Raw genomic sequence first — 15,442 nt, 5'->3', positions numbered from 1 at the left:
CGCGCCGTCCTACGCCCCGTCCCACGCGTAGTGCTGTGCGACGTGCAGCGTCGAGTCCGGGACGACGACGTCGACGCCGGGCGCGTCCGAAACGTCGCCGACCGACAGCAGGTAGGGCAGCCACAGCTCCCCGGCGGTGGCGTCGCCGCCGAACGCCCGGTGTTCGTCGACCGGGCGCAGGCCGCCGTCGGCTGCCGCGTCCTCCGCGAACACCCGGATCGAGCGGCTCACCAGGTCGAGAACGAAGAGATAGCCGTCGCGGGCGGCGACGGAGATGGGGAGCAGGAACTCGCGGTCGCCGTCGTAGCCGGGCTCCCCGACGGGGTGCCAGTCGTCGCCGTCGAAGCGCTGGAGGCGGTTGTTGTTCTCGTCGGCGACGTAGACGCCGCGCTCGCCGACGGCCAGGTCCGAGGGGTTCCAGAACCCGCCGTCGATGTGCCCGAAACAGCCCCTGTCGCCCCGCGGGTCGGCGCCGTCGAGGACGCGGTCGTAGTCCCAGACGCCGATCCGTCCGTTCGCCGAGTCCGCGACCCACACGCGGGCCACTCCCTCGCCTCGGGGCTCGACCGCGATCCCTCGCGGGAGCTTCACCTCGCCGTCGCCCATTCCCCAGGGGCCGAACGAGTCGACGAGGGTGAGCGAGACGCCGGCGCCACTGCGCTCGCCGCTCGCGTTCGTGGCGTCCTCGTCGACGGCGTAGACGTGGATCTGACCGACCCCCTCGGCCTCGCGGTAGTGGGCGGTGTAATCGGTCACGAACAGCCGCCCGCCGCCGCCCGTGCCGGCAGGCCAGTAGTCCAGTCCGAAGGGGAATCGCGTCGCGGGCAGGGCGACCGGGTCGACGCGGCCGTCGGCGCGGGCCCCACCGCGATCACCCCCGGCGTCGGCGACGCGGCCGCCGTCGGTCGCGGCGGCGAAATCGACGCGCTGGAGGCGCCCGTTCCCGCCGTCGCCGACCAGGGCGCAGCGACCGAGCGGTGACTCGGGGTCGTCGACGACGACCGACCCGGTCGGGGTCGAGAACTGGCCCGGTCGGTCGCGCGGAGCGCCGACCGACCCGAGCCGGCGGGCGGACTCGGTGTGGACGTCGAGGGCGTACGCACCGATCCGCCCCGCGAGCGCCTCCGCCGTCAGCACCGCGAGCGTCGGGTCGTCGGCGTCGGAATCCGGCACCGAAACCCCCTCGAAGCCGGCGACCCCGACGGGGCCACGAAAGCGGTCCTGGCCCCCGGCGTCGGCCGGAGCGGAGTCGTCAACCGGCGGACGAGCGCCGTCGTGAGGGATCCCGATCCCGTCTTCGAGGGCGGCGTTCGCCCGGATGTCCTCGCCGTCCTCGGGGACGGCGCCGTCGGCGATGCCGACGCTCGTGTAGGCGTGGATCCGCCCGGTCGCCGCGTCGGGGACGAATATCTGCGCGTCGGCGCCCGACCCGACGACGGCCACGTCCCGCGGCATCGGCAACTCGGCGAGCACCTCGTCGGCGAGTCCCTCGAAAGGCGCCGCCCCCCCGGTCCGGTCGCAGCGGACGACCGTCGCGAGCTTCGGCGGCCCGGTCGGCCCATCGTGGAGCACGCCGTAGCCCGTGTTCGCCACGTAGATCCGCCCCTCGTCGTCGGTGTCGAGGCCCTGGGGCCAGTACAGCGGCGTCCCGTGGTCGTCGCCGACCGTGCGGATCGACCGGATCTGTTCGCCCGACTCGCCGAAGACGACCAGCCGCCCCCGGAGGTCGCCGCCCTCGCGGTAGAACTCGTCGGCGGCGATCACTCGGACGCCGTCCCAGTACTCGTGTGCGACGACGCCGTTAGGGTGGAACCCGCCGTCCGCCGCGAACGGCTCGGCGCCGGTCACGCGAGGGACCGTCCCGTCGTACTCGTAGTCGAGGCGCTGGAGCCGGCCGTTACCGGTGTCGGCGACGTAGATCGACCGGTCGGTCGGATGGTGAGCGAGCCGCATCGGCAGGTCGAAGCGACCCGGCTCCGTCCCGACGCCGCCGACCACCGCGAGCAGCCGCTCCAGGCCGTCGTCGACGACGAGCAGACGGTTGTGCCCCGCGTCGGCGAGCCAGACGTTGCCCTCCCCGTCCTGGGCCGTCCCGACCGGCGACGCCAGTCGGAGGCCGACTGCCCCCAGCGCCGCCGTGTGGTCCGCCGCCCCGTCGGTCGCGCGCCCGCCGTCGCTCGCCGCGCCGCCACCCGGTCGTGAGGGAGCCGCCGCCCTCGCTCCGTCCGTCGCCCGCGACCCGTAGTACCCACGGAATCTGAACCCGACCATACAGATCGATCAGTTGCCACGTCTATGGTAGTTACTATCGACCGGGGCGTCGCGCCGGGCGCGAAGGCGCGTCGCGTGGCCCCGGGGCGTCACTCCGTTGGAGACTCGCCCGCCGTCCCATCGGCGGCGGGCAGCGAGACGACGACGGCGGGCGAGTCCGACGAGTCGTCCACGCGGGCCCGCCCGTCTGCGCGGTCGACGACCCAGGCGAACAGCCAGGCGCCGGCGTCGCTGTGGTGGTCGAGCGCCGCCTCGGGCGGCGCGACGAACGGGGCCACGGTCTCGCGGTCGACCCGAGCGTTCGGGAGCGAGACGCGGAGGTCGACGCGTCCGTCGACCTCGCTCGCCCGAACCCGGATGGTCGGGGCGTCGGTGTCGCCGTCCCGAGCGAGCGCGCCGAACAGCGCTTCGAGCGCCGTCACGATCGACGGCGGGGCGACGACCGAACAGTCGTCCGGGAGAGTCACCGAGAGCGTCACGGGCCGGCGGCGCTCGGCGGCGGCCTCGGCGGCCGCGTCGACGGCGGTCGAGAGCGACTGGACGTGCTCGGCGTCGCGGGGTTCGAGGGCCCGCTCGGCCGCGCGGGCCGTCGTGGCCGTCGCCGCGAGGTCGTCGCTCGCGCGCTGGATCGACCGCGCCAGCGCGAGCGGGTCGTCGGTATCGCCCACGGTGTCGCCGACACCGGCCTCCGCGGTGACGTCACCGGTGTCGTCGCCGTCGGCCAGCGCGCGAGCGACGAGCTGGGCGTGGCCGGTCACGAGCGTGAGTTCGTTGCGGAGGTTGTGCCGGAGGACCCGGCCGAGCACCCGCTTGAGCCGGGCGAGTTCCTCGGCGCGGCGCTCGCGGGCAGTGACCTCTCGGCAGGTGCAGACGGTCCCGTCGAAGGCGTCGGGGTCGGCGACGGTCAGCTCGTAGCGGTGGCGGTCGCCGTCGGCGTCCCGGACGCGCGCGGAGAAGGTCCGATCGGCGCCCGCGGGCCGCCACCACTCGCCGGTGTCGCCGTCCGAGCGTCGGTCGCCGTCGGCAGTGACGGTCGGGAAGACCGTCTCGACGTGGGTGCCCCGCAGCGCCGATCGGGGGCGACCGAGCAGGCGTTCGAGCGCCTCGTTGACCAGCATCAGCCGGCCGTCGGCGTCGGTGACGAACATCGGGTCGCCGGCGCTCTCGACGAGCGTCCGGGAGCGTTCGAGCCACGGGTCCGCGGCGGCGCCGCTCACGTCGCGAGCGACGTTGACGACGCCGGCGTACTCGCCGGCCTCGCGCCGGACCGCGAAGTGGACCGCCAGCGTGACCCGCTCGCTGTCGACCGTCTCGAAGGCCACGTCGAGGGCCTCGCTGTCCAGCTCCGGCGTCGCGAGCAACCGCTGGACGGCCAGTTGGCCCTTCTCCAGCTCGCCCGGCGCCATGAACTCCGCCGAGTGGACCCCGACCATGTCCTCGTGACCCAGCGCGTCGGCGAACGCCTCGTTGTGGTACACCACCTCGCCGTTGGCGTCGACGACCGAGATGCGGTCGCGGGCGTGGTCGACCAGCGCCGACAGCAGCGCGCGACGGCGCTCGCGCTCGACCTGGGGCGTCAGGTCCCGCGCGTAGCGCACCCGGATGTCGTCGCCCTCGACCGACAGCGAGAGGGTCCACTCGCCGACGCGGCGCCGACTCGTCCCGACCGTCGCTTCCTCGCCGTCCGCCGGCGGGTCGACCGCGTCGGCGAACCCGGGATGGCCGTCCGGCACGCGGGTCACCGTTCCCGCGTCGGTCACGACGCGGAGCGCCGCACCGACGGACGGGTCGGTTGCTTCGGTGAGTTCGGCGGTGGACGGATCGCCGGCCTCGTCGGCGTCGACAGTGCCCCCGGTCGCTCCTGCATCGCTACCGCCCTCAGCCGTCCCCGCACCGGCGTCCCGCTCTCGAGGCGCGTCGGCGTCGGCGCCGACGAGCGCGAGGACCTTCTCGACCAGAAACGCGGCCGGAGCGGTCCCCGTACCCTTCTCGACGAGGCTGTCGACGGCAGTGAGACGCGCCTCGTCGCCGGTATGGGCGGCGCCGGCGTAGCAGACCACGGGGGCGTCGGCCGCCGCGGCCGCGTCGGCGAGTCGGTCCCACCCGGAGTCGTCGAGGCGGTCGATCACCAGGCAGTCGACGCGGCCGGTCGCCAGGGCGTCGACGGCGCCGTCGACCCCCTCGGCGCGCTCGACCGTGACGGTCGGGGCGACGCCGGCGGCGGCGTCCCGGATCCGCGCGGTCGCCGAGCGGTCCGGGTCCAGGTGACAGACGCGCACGTCGGCGTCGTCGGACTCCCTATCGGTCGGCCCCTCGCCGTCGGACCCGCTCAGCGGAGCGTTCGCGGTATCGGCGCGGTCGAACCGGACCGTCGCGCGGGTGCCGTCGTCGGTCGCGAACGACAGGTCGCCGCCGGACTTGGCGACGACCCACTCGACCAGCCAGAGGCCGACGCCGCTGCCGTGTTCCAGCGGCGTCTCCGCGCCGCGTTCGAGCGCCGCCAGCTCCGCGTCGGGGATCCCCGGACCGTCGTCGACGACGGAGAGGGCCACCGACCGCTCCGCGACCTCGGCCGTCACCGAGACGGTCGGCGCCTCGCCGGCGTTGCGGAGCGCGTCCTGCTGAGTCTGCGAAGCAGGGCTCGTGGAACCGTGTTCCACGGCGTTCTCGAGGAGGTTGCGGACCGCCAGGTCGACGACCGGGACGGCCCGGACGTCGACCGACGGCACGTCCACGTCGACGGTCGCCGCCGCGTCGTCGCCGACCGACGTGACGGCTCTGTCGACGGCCTCGTCGAGGGCGACGGTCGTCGGTTCGGGGTCGGTGTCGACGATGCGGTCGACCGCGGCGGTCTTGGTGACCAGCGCCGCCAGCGCGTCGGCGCACTCGCGGATCGCCGCCGCGAGCGACGCGGGCTCCCCGTCGACGGTCTCGACCAGGTGGTCGGCCAGCTCGCCGATCTCGCGGACGCCCTCGGCGATGTCCGTGCGGACGACGCCGGCGAGCAGCCGTCGGAGCCGTTCGAGTTCCGTCCGGCGGCGCTCGCGCTCGGTCACGTCCCGGAAGGTGCCGACCGTTCCGACGACGGCCCCGTCGGCCCGCACCGGCCCGAAGGTGGCCTCGAACCGACGGTCGCGACCGTCGGCGTCCGGGAGCCGCAGGTCGGTGTCGTGCCACCGGCGGCGGTCGCCCGCGCGGACGGTCTCCAGGGCCGCGGCGATCCGCTCCGCCGCCCCGGACGGAACCGGATCGCTCACCGGCAGCCCCTCCAGGTCCGCGGGGTCGGCGCCGAGGAACTCGCCCATCGCCGCGTTGGCAAGTGTGATCCGGTCGTCGGCGTCGACGACCCACATCGGGTCGGCCGCGTTCTCGACGAGCGTCCGGTACTGCTCGACGCGGTCGGCCCGCTCGGCCTCCCCTCCGGGACGGCGAACCGCGCCGAGGACGCCACCGTCCGGCCGCCCGGTCAGCGCGACCGAGAGCTCGACGCACGCCCCGTCGCCGTCGAACGCGAGCTCGTGAGTCAGTTCGGTCTCGGGGTCGAGGTCGGCGACCGCGGCCGCCCACGCGGAGCGCTCGGTGACGAGCCGCTCGACCCGCTGTCCGACGAGCGTCGCCGGGTCGGCGCAGAGCCAGGCCGCGAACGACTCGTTGCAGTAGGCGACCCGGCCCGCACCGTCGGTCGCGACGAGGCCGTCGCGGGCGCGCTCGGCGAGCGTCTCGAACAGGTCGAGCCGCTCGGCGCCCTCCCGGAGTCGCGTCACGTCCTCGAACAGCGCCACCCGGTCGGCCGCCGAGCCGGGGGGACACGTCAGACCGGCGTGGCGGAACACCCGCCGGCCCGCGTCGGTCTCGACCGCCACCGCGGTCCCGTCGGTCGCCGCTCCCTCGGCGGCCGCCGCCGCGATCCGCTCGACCGGCGCGGCGTCCGTCGCGGCGGCCGCGAGGCCGTCGTAAAAGTCCGCGTCGCCGGCTGCGACCGCCGTGGCCACTCCCAGGGCGTCGTCGAGCGGGGCCGTCGCGTCGGCGACGCGGCCGTCCGCGAGCGCCACGGCGACACACCGACGACCCCGGACCGCGTCGGCGACCGCGCCGCCGGTCGCCGCCGCGGATTCCGTCGACTCGCTATCGGTCGGCTCTCCGACGGACGGTTCCGAATCGCCGTCCGTCATCGTCGGCTCCGAACCGTCCGACCGACCGGCGGCGGCCACTGCCGCGGCCTCCCACGGGTCGCCCGGCCACACCCTCGTCCGATCGTTGACACGACACCGGATAGCGGGGCGGGCGCGATAAAAGTACCGTCGCCGGGGGTGAGAGCGTCGCAGACGGCGGTCGCTGCCGTGTCCCGCCCCCGGGACCCGTCGGAAGGTTCACCGCGGTCCGGTCCCAACGACGCGCCGTGACCGACACGCTCGACCTCGAACCCGGACCGGCCGCCGTCGGGACGCTCGTCGGCCTCGCGGGGCTGACCTTTCTGCTCGAACCGCTCGTGGGGCCCGTCCCGCTGGGCGGCCTGCGGGTGCGGCCGGTCGCGCTCTCGGCGGCCGTCCTCGCGGCCGCGCTGTTGCTCGGCGCGGTCGTCTTCTACCGGCGGGGCCGGCGGCTGTTCGCGCTGGCCCACGGCATCTTCGGCCTCGCCTGGACGGGGATCGTCGTCGGGACGGCGACCGGGAGCGGGCGGCTCCTGCTGGGCGGGGTCATCGTCCTGATCGCCGGCTGCGGGTTCCTGGTGAGCCAGTCCCGAGAGCGGTCCTAGGTGGGGTTGACCCGCCCCCCGAACCGCGACTCGGCGAGCGCGAGCGCGAAGGTGCTGGCCAGGCCGAGCAGCGTCGCGCCGGTGAGGGTGAAGGCGAGATACGACAGGTCGCCGTAGGCGAGGACGAAGCTGGTGACGCCGTGGAGGACGAAGGCGATGGCCAGCACGTAGACGGGCGCGTTGAGGTGGCGCCACTCGAACTCGCCGTCGATGTAGCCGTCGACGACGCGGCCGAAACTGCTCGTCACGCCGGCTGCGGCGAACCAGCGAAGCGATCCGTACACCATCGCCGCGATCACTTCGATGACCGTCAGCGCGTCGCCCGTACCCGCCTGGAGGTCCTGGACCGTCTGGACGCCGGTGAACCCGCCGATCATCAACAGCAGCCCGGCCACGAAGTACGTCACCAGCGAGACGCGACCGGCGTACAGCCCCTCGCGGATCCGGTCGACGAACGAGTCGAGTCGCTCGCCCAGCGCCAGCCCCCGGGACAGCAGGTAGAAGCCGATCAGCGCCGACGTGACGCCGAAGACCGCGCCGGGCATGTCGAGGCGCTCGGCCAGCAGCGACAGCGGGTAGATCAGCAGGACGATCCCCATCGGGATGAGGATCGTCCCCCGGGTCTCCGGGTCGTCGAGCACCTGCTTGATCGTGTAGTACATCGATTCCAGATCCTGGGCCTGGCGGACGACGACGCGCTGGACGCCGTCGATGGGCACCCGCGAGCGGATGACGGGCAGCACCGACTCGTCCTGGGCGCCGTCGGTGACGACCACCGCGCGCACGTCCTCGCCCGTCACGAGTCCGGCGAGCACCTCGTCGAGTTCCTCGCCGACGGCGCGGTTGGCGGCCACGTCGCTGCCGTCGACGCCCGTCACCGCCGCCACCTCGACGGACTCGTCGGTGACCCGGTCGGCGACGTGCAGCCCCTCGAAGAGGACGTTCACGTCGCTGTCCTCCGGGTCTGCGGTCGCCAACTCGACGGCCGCGGCCTCGACGGCGTCGCGGCCGACCACCGGCGTGTCGACGCCCGTCTTCCGACCGAGGTCGTCGTCGAGGTCCACGCACAGGACCAGCAGCATCGATCGGGCGTAGGCAACGGGCCTGTATCAGTCTTCGGGGGTGTATCGCGTGGTGTGGGGGCGACGTGTCGGGACGGGGGCGCTCACGTCGGCGCGCCGCGACGAGCCTGATACACCCGCGTCACCGCGGCGACGACGAGCATCGCCACCAGCAGGACGGGCAAGATTCCGAGCGCCCCGCGCAGGCCGACGCGCTCGGCCAGCAGGCCGACGACGGGCGGCACCAGCGCGATGCCGACGTAGCCGGCGCTCGTCGAGATGGCGTTGACGGGGCCGCTGTACTCCGGGGCGGCGTTCATGCCGAAGGCCGACAGCGTCGGGAACGTCGCCGAGATCACCAGCCCGAGCGCGAAGACCGCGACGAACAGCCAGCGCCCGCTCGCGAGGTAGATCGTCGCGAGCAACGCGGGCATGGTGAGCGTCAGCGTCACGAGCACCAGGTCGAGCGTGCGGCCAGTGCGGTCGGCGAGGTAGCTGTAGGCCAGGCGGCCCGGGACGTAGGCGGCGAGGAACGTCGAGAGGACGAGATTGGCCTCGGCGGCGGGGAGCTGTCGGCCGGCGAAGTACGGGAGCCACGTGAACAGCGTCCCCTCGATGCCGCCGTTGAACACGAGTACGCCGGTCATCCCGGCGACGGCGGGCTTGCGGACGACTTCCCGGAGGTCGTCGAGAGTGAGTTCCCGCTCGGTCGCGACCGAGTCGGGCAGGTCCAGCCGGGCGAGCAGGATCGTCGAGACGAGGAAGCCGACTGCGACGACGCCGTAGGCGAACCGCCAGTTCCCGGCCGCGAGCGCGGCGGTGACGACCAGCGGCCCCGCGGCGGCGCCGGCGGCCCAGACGAGGGCGTAGCGGTTGAAGATCCGCGCGCGGCCGTCGGGGTAGAGGTGGCCCAGCACCGCGCGGTCGAGCGCGCGGAACGGCCCGGTAGCGACCCCGCGGAGGAAGAGGGCCGCGAGGAAGACGAGAAAGACCGGCGCGATCCCCGTGAGGACGGCGCCGACGGCGACGACGGCGGCGCTCCCCACCAGCGCGCGGTAGATGTCGATGCGCCCGGCGACCAGCCCGACGACCAGCACCGAGGCGACGAACCCCAGCGTGCCCGCCGTGGCGACGAGGCCGAGCGCCGCCTGCGAGACCTCGAAGCTGCCCTCGATACTGGGCAGCAGGGCGCCCCGCAGTTGAAACCCGACGGCGTCGGTCGTGACGAACGCGAAGATGGCGACCGTCCACAGCAGGCGCTCGTGGCGGTCGGTCGAGTCAGTCACGTCGGTGGCCCGTCGGGTCCGTCGATCCGTTTACGTGCGACTCGCTCCGGCTCACTGGCCGAGTCGAACGGGTGGACCCCTAATAGGGTCGCGTTCGCGGCCGAGGTTTCCGGTTCGCGCGCGGGTCGAACGCCACCGATTCACACCCCCGATTCGGGAACGCACGACTTTTCCCGCTCGACGGGATAGGTAGGGGCAATGATATCCGAGGGCTGCGAACAGTGCGCCAAAGGCGGGAAGATGGTGCTGTTCGTCTACGGCTACTGCGACCAGCGCGACTGTTTCTACTGTCCCCTCGGCGAGAACCGCAAGAACGTCAACCAGGTGTACGCCAACGAGCGCCCCGTCGAGTCCGACGACGACGTGCTCGAAGAGGCCGAGCGGATGGACGCGCTCGGGGCGTCTATCACCGGCGGCGAGCCCCAGGAGGCGATGGGCCGCACCACCCGCTATCTCTCCCTGCTGAAAGACGAGTACGGCGAGGACTTCCACACGCACCTCTACACCGGCATCACCGGCGGCCGCGAGAACATGCGCCGGCTCTCCGAAGCGGGTCTCGACGAGATCCGCTTTCACCCACCCTACGAGCAGTGGGGCGACCTCCACGGCACCGAGTGGGAAGAGATCCTCTATATCGCCCGCGAGGAGGGCCTGACGCCCGCCTTCGAGATCCCGGGCATCCGGCCCGAACAGGAGTTCATCGACTTCCTCGACGAGGGTGCGGCGGACTTTTGCAACATCAACGAGTTCGAGATGTCCGACGGGAACTACCGCCGGATGCAGGAGGAGGGCTTCGAACTCCGCGACGAGCACATGAGCGCCGTCGACAGCCCGCGCGAGGAAATTTTGGACCAGATGGGCGACCACGAGCAGGTGTACTTCTGCACGAGCGTCTTCAAGGACGCCGCCCAGCACCGCCGACGGCTCAAGCGGATGGCCCGCACGCTCCGGCGGCCCTTCGACGAGATCACCGACGACGGGACGCTCGTCTACGGGAAGACGTGGGCCGAGCCCGAGCGCATGGACGCGCTGGGCGTCCCCGAGGAGTACTACACCGCCAAGTCCGAACACGTCGAGGTCGCGTGGTGGCTGCTCGAAGAGATGGTCGAGGACGGCGACGTCGAGAGCGGAGAGATCGTCGAGCAGTACCCGACCTACGACGGGACGGTCGTCGAGCGTACGCCGCTGTCGACCGGTAGCAGTGGCGGCGGCGGCCAGTCCGCAGCGGGCGACTGAGCGCCCGGGGCCACAGCCGGCGACTCGTCGCACCGAACCGAACGGCTTCTTGACAGTCGAGTGAGAACAGTTGTACATGGCCCTCCGACTCGACCGCTACGACTGGCTGTCGCTGGCGCTGATCGTGGCGACGCTGCTGTCGGGGCTGGCGCTGTGGGAGCAGCTTCCGGCGGAGATGGCGGTCCACTTCTCGGCGTCGGGCGAGCCCGACAACGTCACGTCGAAGCCGGTCGCCGTGGTGTCGCTCCCGGCGCTGATGCTCGCGACGATGCTGTTCATCGAGGGCGCGGGTCGCATCGATCCGCCGGAGGACCCGTCGGTTCTGGGGGTCGTGACCGCCGCGACGATGGCGCTGATGGCCGCCGTTCAGGGACTCCTGTTCGCCTGGAACCTCGGACACGAGGTGCCGTTCGGGCTGTTCATGGCCGGGGTCGCCGTCTGGATGGTCGTCGTGGTCGGCTACACGGTCGCCCGCGAGGGACGGGCGGGACTGGCCTGAGGCCCCAAACGCCTTGCCCGCCCGCGGCCATCGATGGGTATGTCCTGGCGATTCGTCGGCGCGAACTTCGACCAGATGCACCAGAACCGAAACCTGGAGTGGGTGCGCGACCACCCCGACGCCGAACTCGTCGGCGTCTGCGACGAGCGCCCCGAAACCTCCACGGGGTCACTCGAAGGCGCGGTGGCGGACCTCGACGTGCCCGAATCGGCCGTCTTCTCCGACCTCGACGACTGTCTCGAAGCGACCGACCCCGACGTAGTGTTGGGGTGTCCGCGCAACGCCGAGCACGCCGCGTTCGTCGAGCGCGTCGTCGGCTACGATATCGACGCGCTCGCGGTCGAGAAACCGATGGCCCACACGCTCGCCGACTGCGACCGGATGCTCGACGCCGTCGACGACGAACTGTTCGTGATCAACTGGCCGTCGACGTGGGATCCCCTCATGCACACACTCCGGCGGCTGGTCGCCGAGGGGACGGTCGGCGACGTTCGGGAGGTGCAGTACTACGGCGGGAACGCCGGCGCACCGCCTGCCGAGTCGTGGTTCTACGACGCCGACGACGGCGGCTCGATGCTCGACTACCTGGGGTACGGTGCCACATTTTCGACGTGGTTCCGCGGCGGCGAGCTCCCCGAGCGGGTGACAGCCGAGCGGTTCGTCCCCGAGGACCTGGCCGTGGACGTACAGAGTTCGACGGTCTGTCGGTACGAGGCGGGGCTGTCGACGCTCCAGACGAACTGGCGACTGCTCAGCCACCCCTGGGAGGCCGAACCCCAGCCGGCGACGGGCTACGAGATCGCGGGGTCCGACGGGGCGATCAGCACCCGCGAACGCGGGACGCCGATCCGCGTGACGACCGCCGAGCGGCCCGAGGGGTACGCGGTCGAACCGGACGATCTACCCGACCGAGACGGCGATCTGGTCTCGTATCTGGTCCACTGTCTGGAGACGGGCGCCGACCCGGAGGGGCCGAGCGACCCGGCCTTCTGCCGGGAGGCCCACCGGATCGTCGAGACGGCCCGTCGGAGCGCCGACGCCGGCGAGGGGCTCCCGCTCGTCGACTGACGCCCGCCGCGGACGGGATCGCAGGGAGCGCCGGCGCACGCCGCTCGGTCGCAGGTGTTTTGTGGGTTTGACATGAACGCGCGGGTGTGTCTGCAGTGTCTCTCGGTCCGGCGACGGAGGTGTGCCGATGAGCGAGCGGTCGCTCGGGTGGCGGGTCGGCGAACTCGTCGCCGCGATAGCGGTGGTGGCCGCGGTGGCGGTGTTCGCGCGACGCGTCGGGCCGGACCTGTCGGTGACCGTCCAGTCGGCGCTGTTCGCGCTGGCGGCGACCCTCGCGCTGGTCGGGGCGGCGACGACCCGCTTTCGCCAGGGGTCGCTGTTCCTGTACGCCGCGCTGGTCGCCGGAACCGCCGGCTACGCGGCGTCGACGCACAGCTTCGGGGCTACGGGGACGTTCGTGTTCGTCGTGCTCGCGCTGGTCGCGCTGCTCGGCGCGATCTACGTCGTCGAGGAGCGCCGGTACAGGCTCCGCCGGGGGGAGGCCGTCGCCGCCGTCGTCGTGGTGGCCCTCGCCGGCGGCGCGCTCGTCGCCACCGACCTCGGGACGAGCCCGCTGTCCTACGAGACCAGCGTTCACGGCTCGGCGGAGTTGCCCGCGGACCCTGAACAGTCGGCGGCGGTCGTCGTCGGGTCGGCGACGGTCGACAACGATTTCGTCTACCGGGAGCAGGTCTCGTTCCCGGCCGCGCGGGCCTGCGTCTTCAACGGGACGGGCCGGACGGATACGCCGGTCCTCTACGGGACCAACGGGTCGTACTTCCCGTCGAGCGTCGGCGGGAACGGCCGGCTGCGGGTCGACATGACCGTCCTCGCGCCGCAGGCGGTCGTCGAGTCGCTGGACGCGCCGGTCCCGGTCGAGCGCGCCGACGACTGCCCGGCCGAGAGCGGGCGCGAGCGGATCGTGGTCGTCGTCGACGAGTAGCCGGCCCGCAACCGGCGGAGAGTCGGGGCGCGACTCTCCGGGAAGCGCGCGTTCTTGTCCGTTCCCGCGCGATCCGTGTCCATGACAGTCGATATCGGCATCGTCGGCGCGGGCAACCGCGGACAGGCCCACGCCGACTCATACGGCGAGGTCGACGGCGCTGACGTGGTCGCCGTCGCGGACATCGACGAGGAAGCGGCGGCCGAGTTGGCAGCGAGCCACGGCGCCGACGTGTACGGCGACTTCCGGGACATGCTCGACGACGCGGGCCTGGACGCGGTGAGCGTCTGCGTCCACAACAACCTCCACCGGCCGGTCGCCGAGGCCGCCGCCGACGCGGGGGCGCACATCTTCACCGAGAAGCCCATGGCCGCCACCTACACCGACGCGAAGGCCATGGCAGAGGCCGCCAACGCCGCGGGCGTCCACATCGGCGTCCAGAACTACGACCTGTTCAACGACGAGACCCGCGCGGCCAGTCGCCTCGTCGATCAGGGTGAACTCGGCGAACCCTACTACGCCCGCGGCGTCTTCTCGCGCCGCCGCGGTCGCCCGTACATCGACGGCTACGGCACCCCCGGCTTCGTCTCCAAGGACTCGGCCGGCGGCGGCCCGGTCATCGACATCGGCACCTACGTCCTCGGCCAGCTCCTGTACCTGCTCGGCAACGCCGACGTGGAACGGGTCGGTGGCGCCACCTTCGAGAAGACCGACGACGCCTACGCCGAGGAGCAGGTCGGCGAGAACCGCGACACCTACACCGGTCGGCTGGACGAATCGGGCTACGACGTGGAGGACTCCGGCGTCGGGATGGCCCATCTGGCCGACGGATCGGTGCTGGAACTCCGGGCCGCCTGGCACATGTACCTCCCCGACCGGCCCAGCGTCGTCGCCGGCTCGCAGGGCGGCCTGCAGCTGGACCCCTTCGAGTTCTACACCACCACGGGCGACTACGAGGCGACCGTCTCGCTGGATCTGGACGAGTACGAGCGCCGCCAGGGCCTCATCGCCGGCGACGGCTACGAGCCCACCGATACCGGCGACCAGTTCGCCCACTGGATCGACACCATCGAGGGCGACGCCGACGACCCCATCGACACCGGCGCGCTCGCGCTCAACTCCATGCGCATCATGGAGGGCATCTACCTCTCGCAGGAGGCCGGCCGCGAGTTGACCGCCGAGGAGATCGCCGAAAAGTCGGAATCGACGGCCGTGGAGTTGTAGCAGACTATAATTTTACAGGTGGCGCGCGCTTTCATGCGCGCGACCGTAACCGTGCGAGGGATGAGAAGCGCAGCTTGCGAGCATCGCAACCGGCTGGGGAGGCGTGTGGCCGTCTGCGGTGCTGTACGGTGTGATCGCGGCCCTGCCCCTGGCGGACTGAAAGGGCGAGGTCCGCTCGCGTTCCGTTTAGTCGCTGAGCGTGGCACGATTCGAGCGACCGAGGGAAGCGAGAATATCCCGCTCAGCGGCCGCGAGCGGACCGAGGGCTTTCGGCATTCTTCGGAAGTCGCGGCTGACCCAGGTACAGCTAAAATATATCTACCGACCACAGAACAGCCACCTCGCGCTACAACTCGACAGTGTCGAGCGACTCAGAGATCTCCGAAACATGCTCGTTAAACGCGTCGACGAACCCGGAGAACCCGTCGGCGTGAGCGCGCAGGTCCTTCGGGGCGGGCGGCTGGTACTGCGAGAGGAGGTACACGCCGCCCTCGCCGCCGACGCGGAGGTAGCTGGCGCGGTTCTCCTCCCACTTCAGCTCCCAGCGGGAACTGCCCACACGAGCGGAAAACGTCCCGTAGTCGTTTCCCTCGACGCGGTTGAGCTGCTCGGCCATCAGGTCGCAGGTCTCGCGCATCCGCGAGAGGATGCGCTCGCGGGCCTCGACTACGGAGTCGACGGACTCGATGGCCGGGAGCTCGTCGGCGGTGTCGTCGAGGACGCCGTCGAGTGAGCGGACGTACTCGTTGAAGGCTTCGACGAAGGCGTCGTAGTCGGCCATGGCCCGGGCGAGCGCCTCGGGGTCGGGCGGTTGCTTGGTGGAGACGACGTAGACGTCGTCGCCGCGGCCGTCGAAGCGGAGGTAGTCGACGTCGCCGCCCTCGTACTTGAGCGTCCACGTCCCGCCGTCGGTGTCGAACTCCCGCTGACCGTAGTCGCCGCCCTGGAGGCGGGCGAGTTCGCGCGCGATGCGGCCGGCGTGGTCGGTGACCTGCGCGACCAGTTCGTCCCGGCGGTCGGCGGCGGCGTCGGCGCCGACCACGTCCGCGTCGAGCCCTGCTGTCATCGACGGATCCACGCGGGCGATGGGCATAACCCCCGCGTTCCCGTCCGGCGACG

At 72.2% G+C, this 15,442-nt stretch carries 11 protein-coding genes; 6 read left to right on the top strand and 5 right to left on the bottom strand.

Translation table 11 applies throughout. The annotated features are described in order from the left end of the window. Positions 1-9 precede the first annotated feature (9 nt). Positions 10-2,271, bottom strand: coding sequence for an NHL repeat-containing protein (locus C475_RS04925; protein ID WP_006882674.1), 2,262 nt, complete (start codon positions 2,269-2,271; stop codon positions 10-12). Between the two features lie 89 nt (positions 2,272-2,360). Continuing rightward, positions 2,361-6,443, bottom strand: coding sequence for a PAS domain S-box protein (locus tag C475_RS04920; RefSeq protein ID WP_152436331.1), 4,083 nt, complete (start codon positions 6,441-6,443; stop codon positions 2,361-2,363). Positions 6,444-6,670: 227 nt separating this feature from the next. Here C475_RS04920 and C475_RS04915 point away from each other — a divergent pair, with 227 nt between their 5' ends. After that, on the top strand, positions 6,671-7,027 hold the full coding sequence (locus C475_RS04915) for a hypothetical protein (RefSeq protein WP_006882672.1): 357 nt from the start codon (positions 6,671-6,673) through the stop codon (positions 7,025-7,027). Here C475_RS04915 and C475_RS04910 read toward each other — a convergent pair. Next, positions 7,024-8,109 (bottom strand): DUF373 family protein, encoded by a 1,086-nt coding sequence (locus tag C475_RS04910; protein WP_006882671.1) that lies wholly within the window; start codon positions 8,107-8,109, stop codon positions 7,024-7,026. The genes C475_RS04915 and C475_RS04910 overlap by 4 nt on opposite strands. 83 nt (positions 8,110-8,192) lie before the next feature. Then, on the bottom strand, positions 8,193-9,374 hold the full coding sequence (locus C475_RS04905; protein WP_006882670.1) for an MFS transporter: 1,182 nt from the start codon (positions 9,372-9,374) through the stop codon (positions 8,193-8,195). Between the two features lie 198 nt (positions 9,375-9,572). Here C475_RS04905 and C475_RS04900 point away from each other — a divergent pair, with 198 nt between their 5' ends. From C475_RS04900 to C475_RS04880, 5 genes are all read left to right on the top strand, one after another. Then, a complete protein-coding gene (locus C475_RS04900) occupies positions 9,573-10,610 on the top strand; it encodes a radical SAM protein (protein WP_006882669.1) in 1,038 nt (345 codons plus the stop codon). Positions 10,611-10,686: 76 nt separating this feature from the next. Further along, complete coding sequence (locus C475_RS04895) at positions 10,687-11,109, top strand: DUF1648 domain-containing protein (protein WP_006882668.1); 423 nt, start codon at positions 10,687-10,689, stop codon at positions 11,107-11,109. Between the two features lie 39 nt (positions 11,110-11,148). After that, a complete protein-coding gene (locus C475_RS04890) occupies positions 11,149-12,177 on the top strand; it encodes a Gfo/Idh/MocA family protein (RefSeq protein WP_006882667.1) in 1,029 nt (342 codons plus the stop codon). Between the two features lie 127 nt (positions 12,178-12,304). After that, positions 12,305-13,099 (top strand): hypothetical protein, encoded by a 795-nt coding sequence (locus tag C475_RS04885; RefSeq protein WP_006882666.1) that lies wholly within the window; start codon positions 12,305-12,307, stop codon positions 13,097-13,099. 81 nt (positions 13,100-13,180) lie between these two features. After that, positions 13,181-14,323 (top strand): Gfo/Idh/MocA family protein, encoded by a 1,143-nt coding sequence (locus C475_RS04880; protein WP_006882665.1) that lies wholly within the window; start codon positions 13,181-13,183, stop codon positions 14,321-14,323. A gap of 346 nt (positions 14,324-14,669) precedes the next feature. On the opposite strand, the gene C475_RS04875 is transcribed toward C475_RS04880, so the two are convergent. Beyond that, positions 14,670-15,389 (bottom strand): hypothetical protein, encoded by a 720-nt coding sequence (locus C475_RS04875; protein ID WP_049930116.1) that lies wholly within the window; start codon positions 15,387-15,389, stop codon positions 14,670-14,672. Positions 15,390-15,442: the final 53 nt, after the last annotated feature.

Origin of the sequence: Halosimplex carlsbadense 2-9-1 (assembly GCF_000337455.1) — an archaeon.
GTDB classification, from domain to species: Archaea; Halobacteriota; Halobacteria; order Halobacteriales; family Haloarculaceae; genus Halosimplex; species Halosimplex carlsbadense.
The sequence above is the reverse complement of the archived record's forward strand: the minus strand, read 5'-3'. Positions and strand labels throughout refer to the sequence as shown.

What these genes read in the sequence shown, in the direction of transcription:
- C475_RS04875 (WP_049930116.1), bottom strand. Translation starts at nt 15,389, where the DNA reads ATGACAGCAGGGCTCGACGCGGACGTGGTCGGCGCCGACGCCGCCGCC.
- C475_RS04895 (WP_006882668.1), top strand. Translation starts at nt 10,687, where the DNA reads ATGGCCCTCCGACTCGACCGCTACGACTGGCTGTCGCTGGCGCTGATC.
- C475_RS04885 (WP_006882666.1), top strand. Translation starts at nt 12,305, where the DNA reads ATGAGCGAGCGGTCGCTCGGGTGGCGGGTCGGCGAACTCGTCGCCGCG.
- C475_RS04910 (WP_006882671.1), bottom strand. Translation starts at nt 8,109, where the DNA reads ATGCTGCTGGTCCTGTGCGTGGACCTCGACGACGACCTCGGTCGGAAG.
- C475_RS04900 (WP_006882669.1), top strand. Translation starts at nt 9,573, where the DNA reads ATGATATCCGAGGGCTGCGAACAGTGCGCCAAAGGCGGGAAGATGGTG.
- C475_RS04920 (WP_152436331.1), bottom strand. Translation starts at nt 6,443, where the DNA reads ATGACGGACGGCGATTCGGAACCGTCCGTCGGAGAGCCGACCGATAGC.
- C475_RS04925 (WP_006882674.1), bottom strand. Translation starts at nt 2,271, where the DNA reads ATGGTCGGGTTCAGATTCCGTGGGTACTACGGGTCGCGGGCGACGGAC.
- C475_RS04880 (WP_006882665.1), top strand. Translation starts at nt 13,181, where the DNA reads ATGACAGTCGATATCGGCATCGTCGGCGCGGGCAACCGCGGACAGGCC.
- C475_RS04890 (WP_006882667.1), top strand. Translation starts at nt 11,149, where the DNA reads ATGTCCTGGCGATTCGTCGGCGCGAACTTCGACCAGATGCACCAGAAC.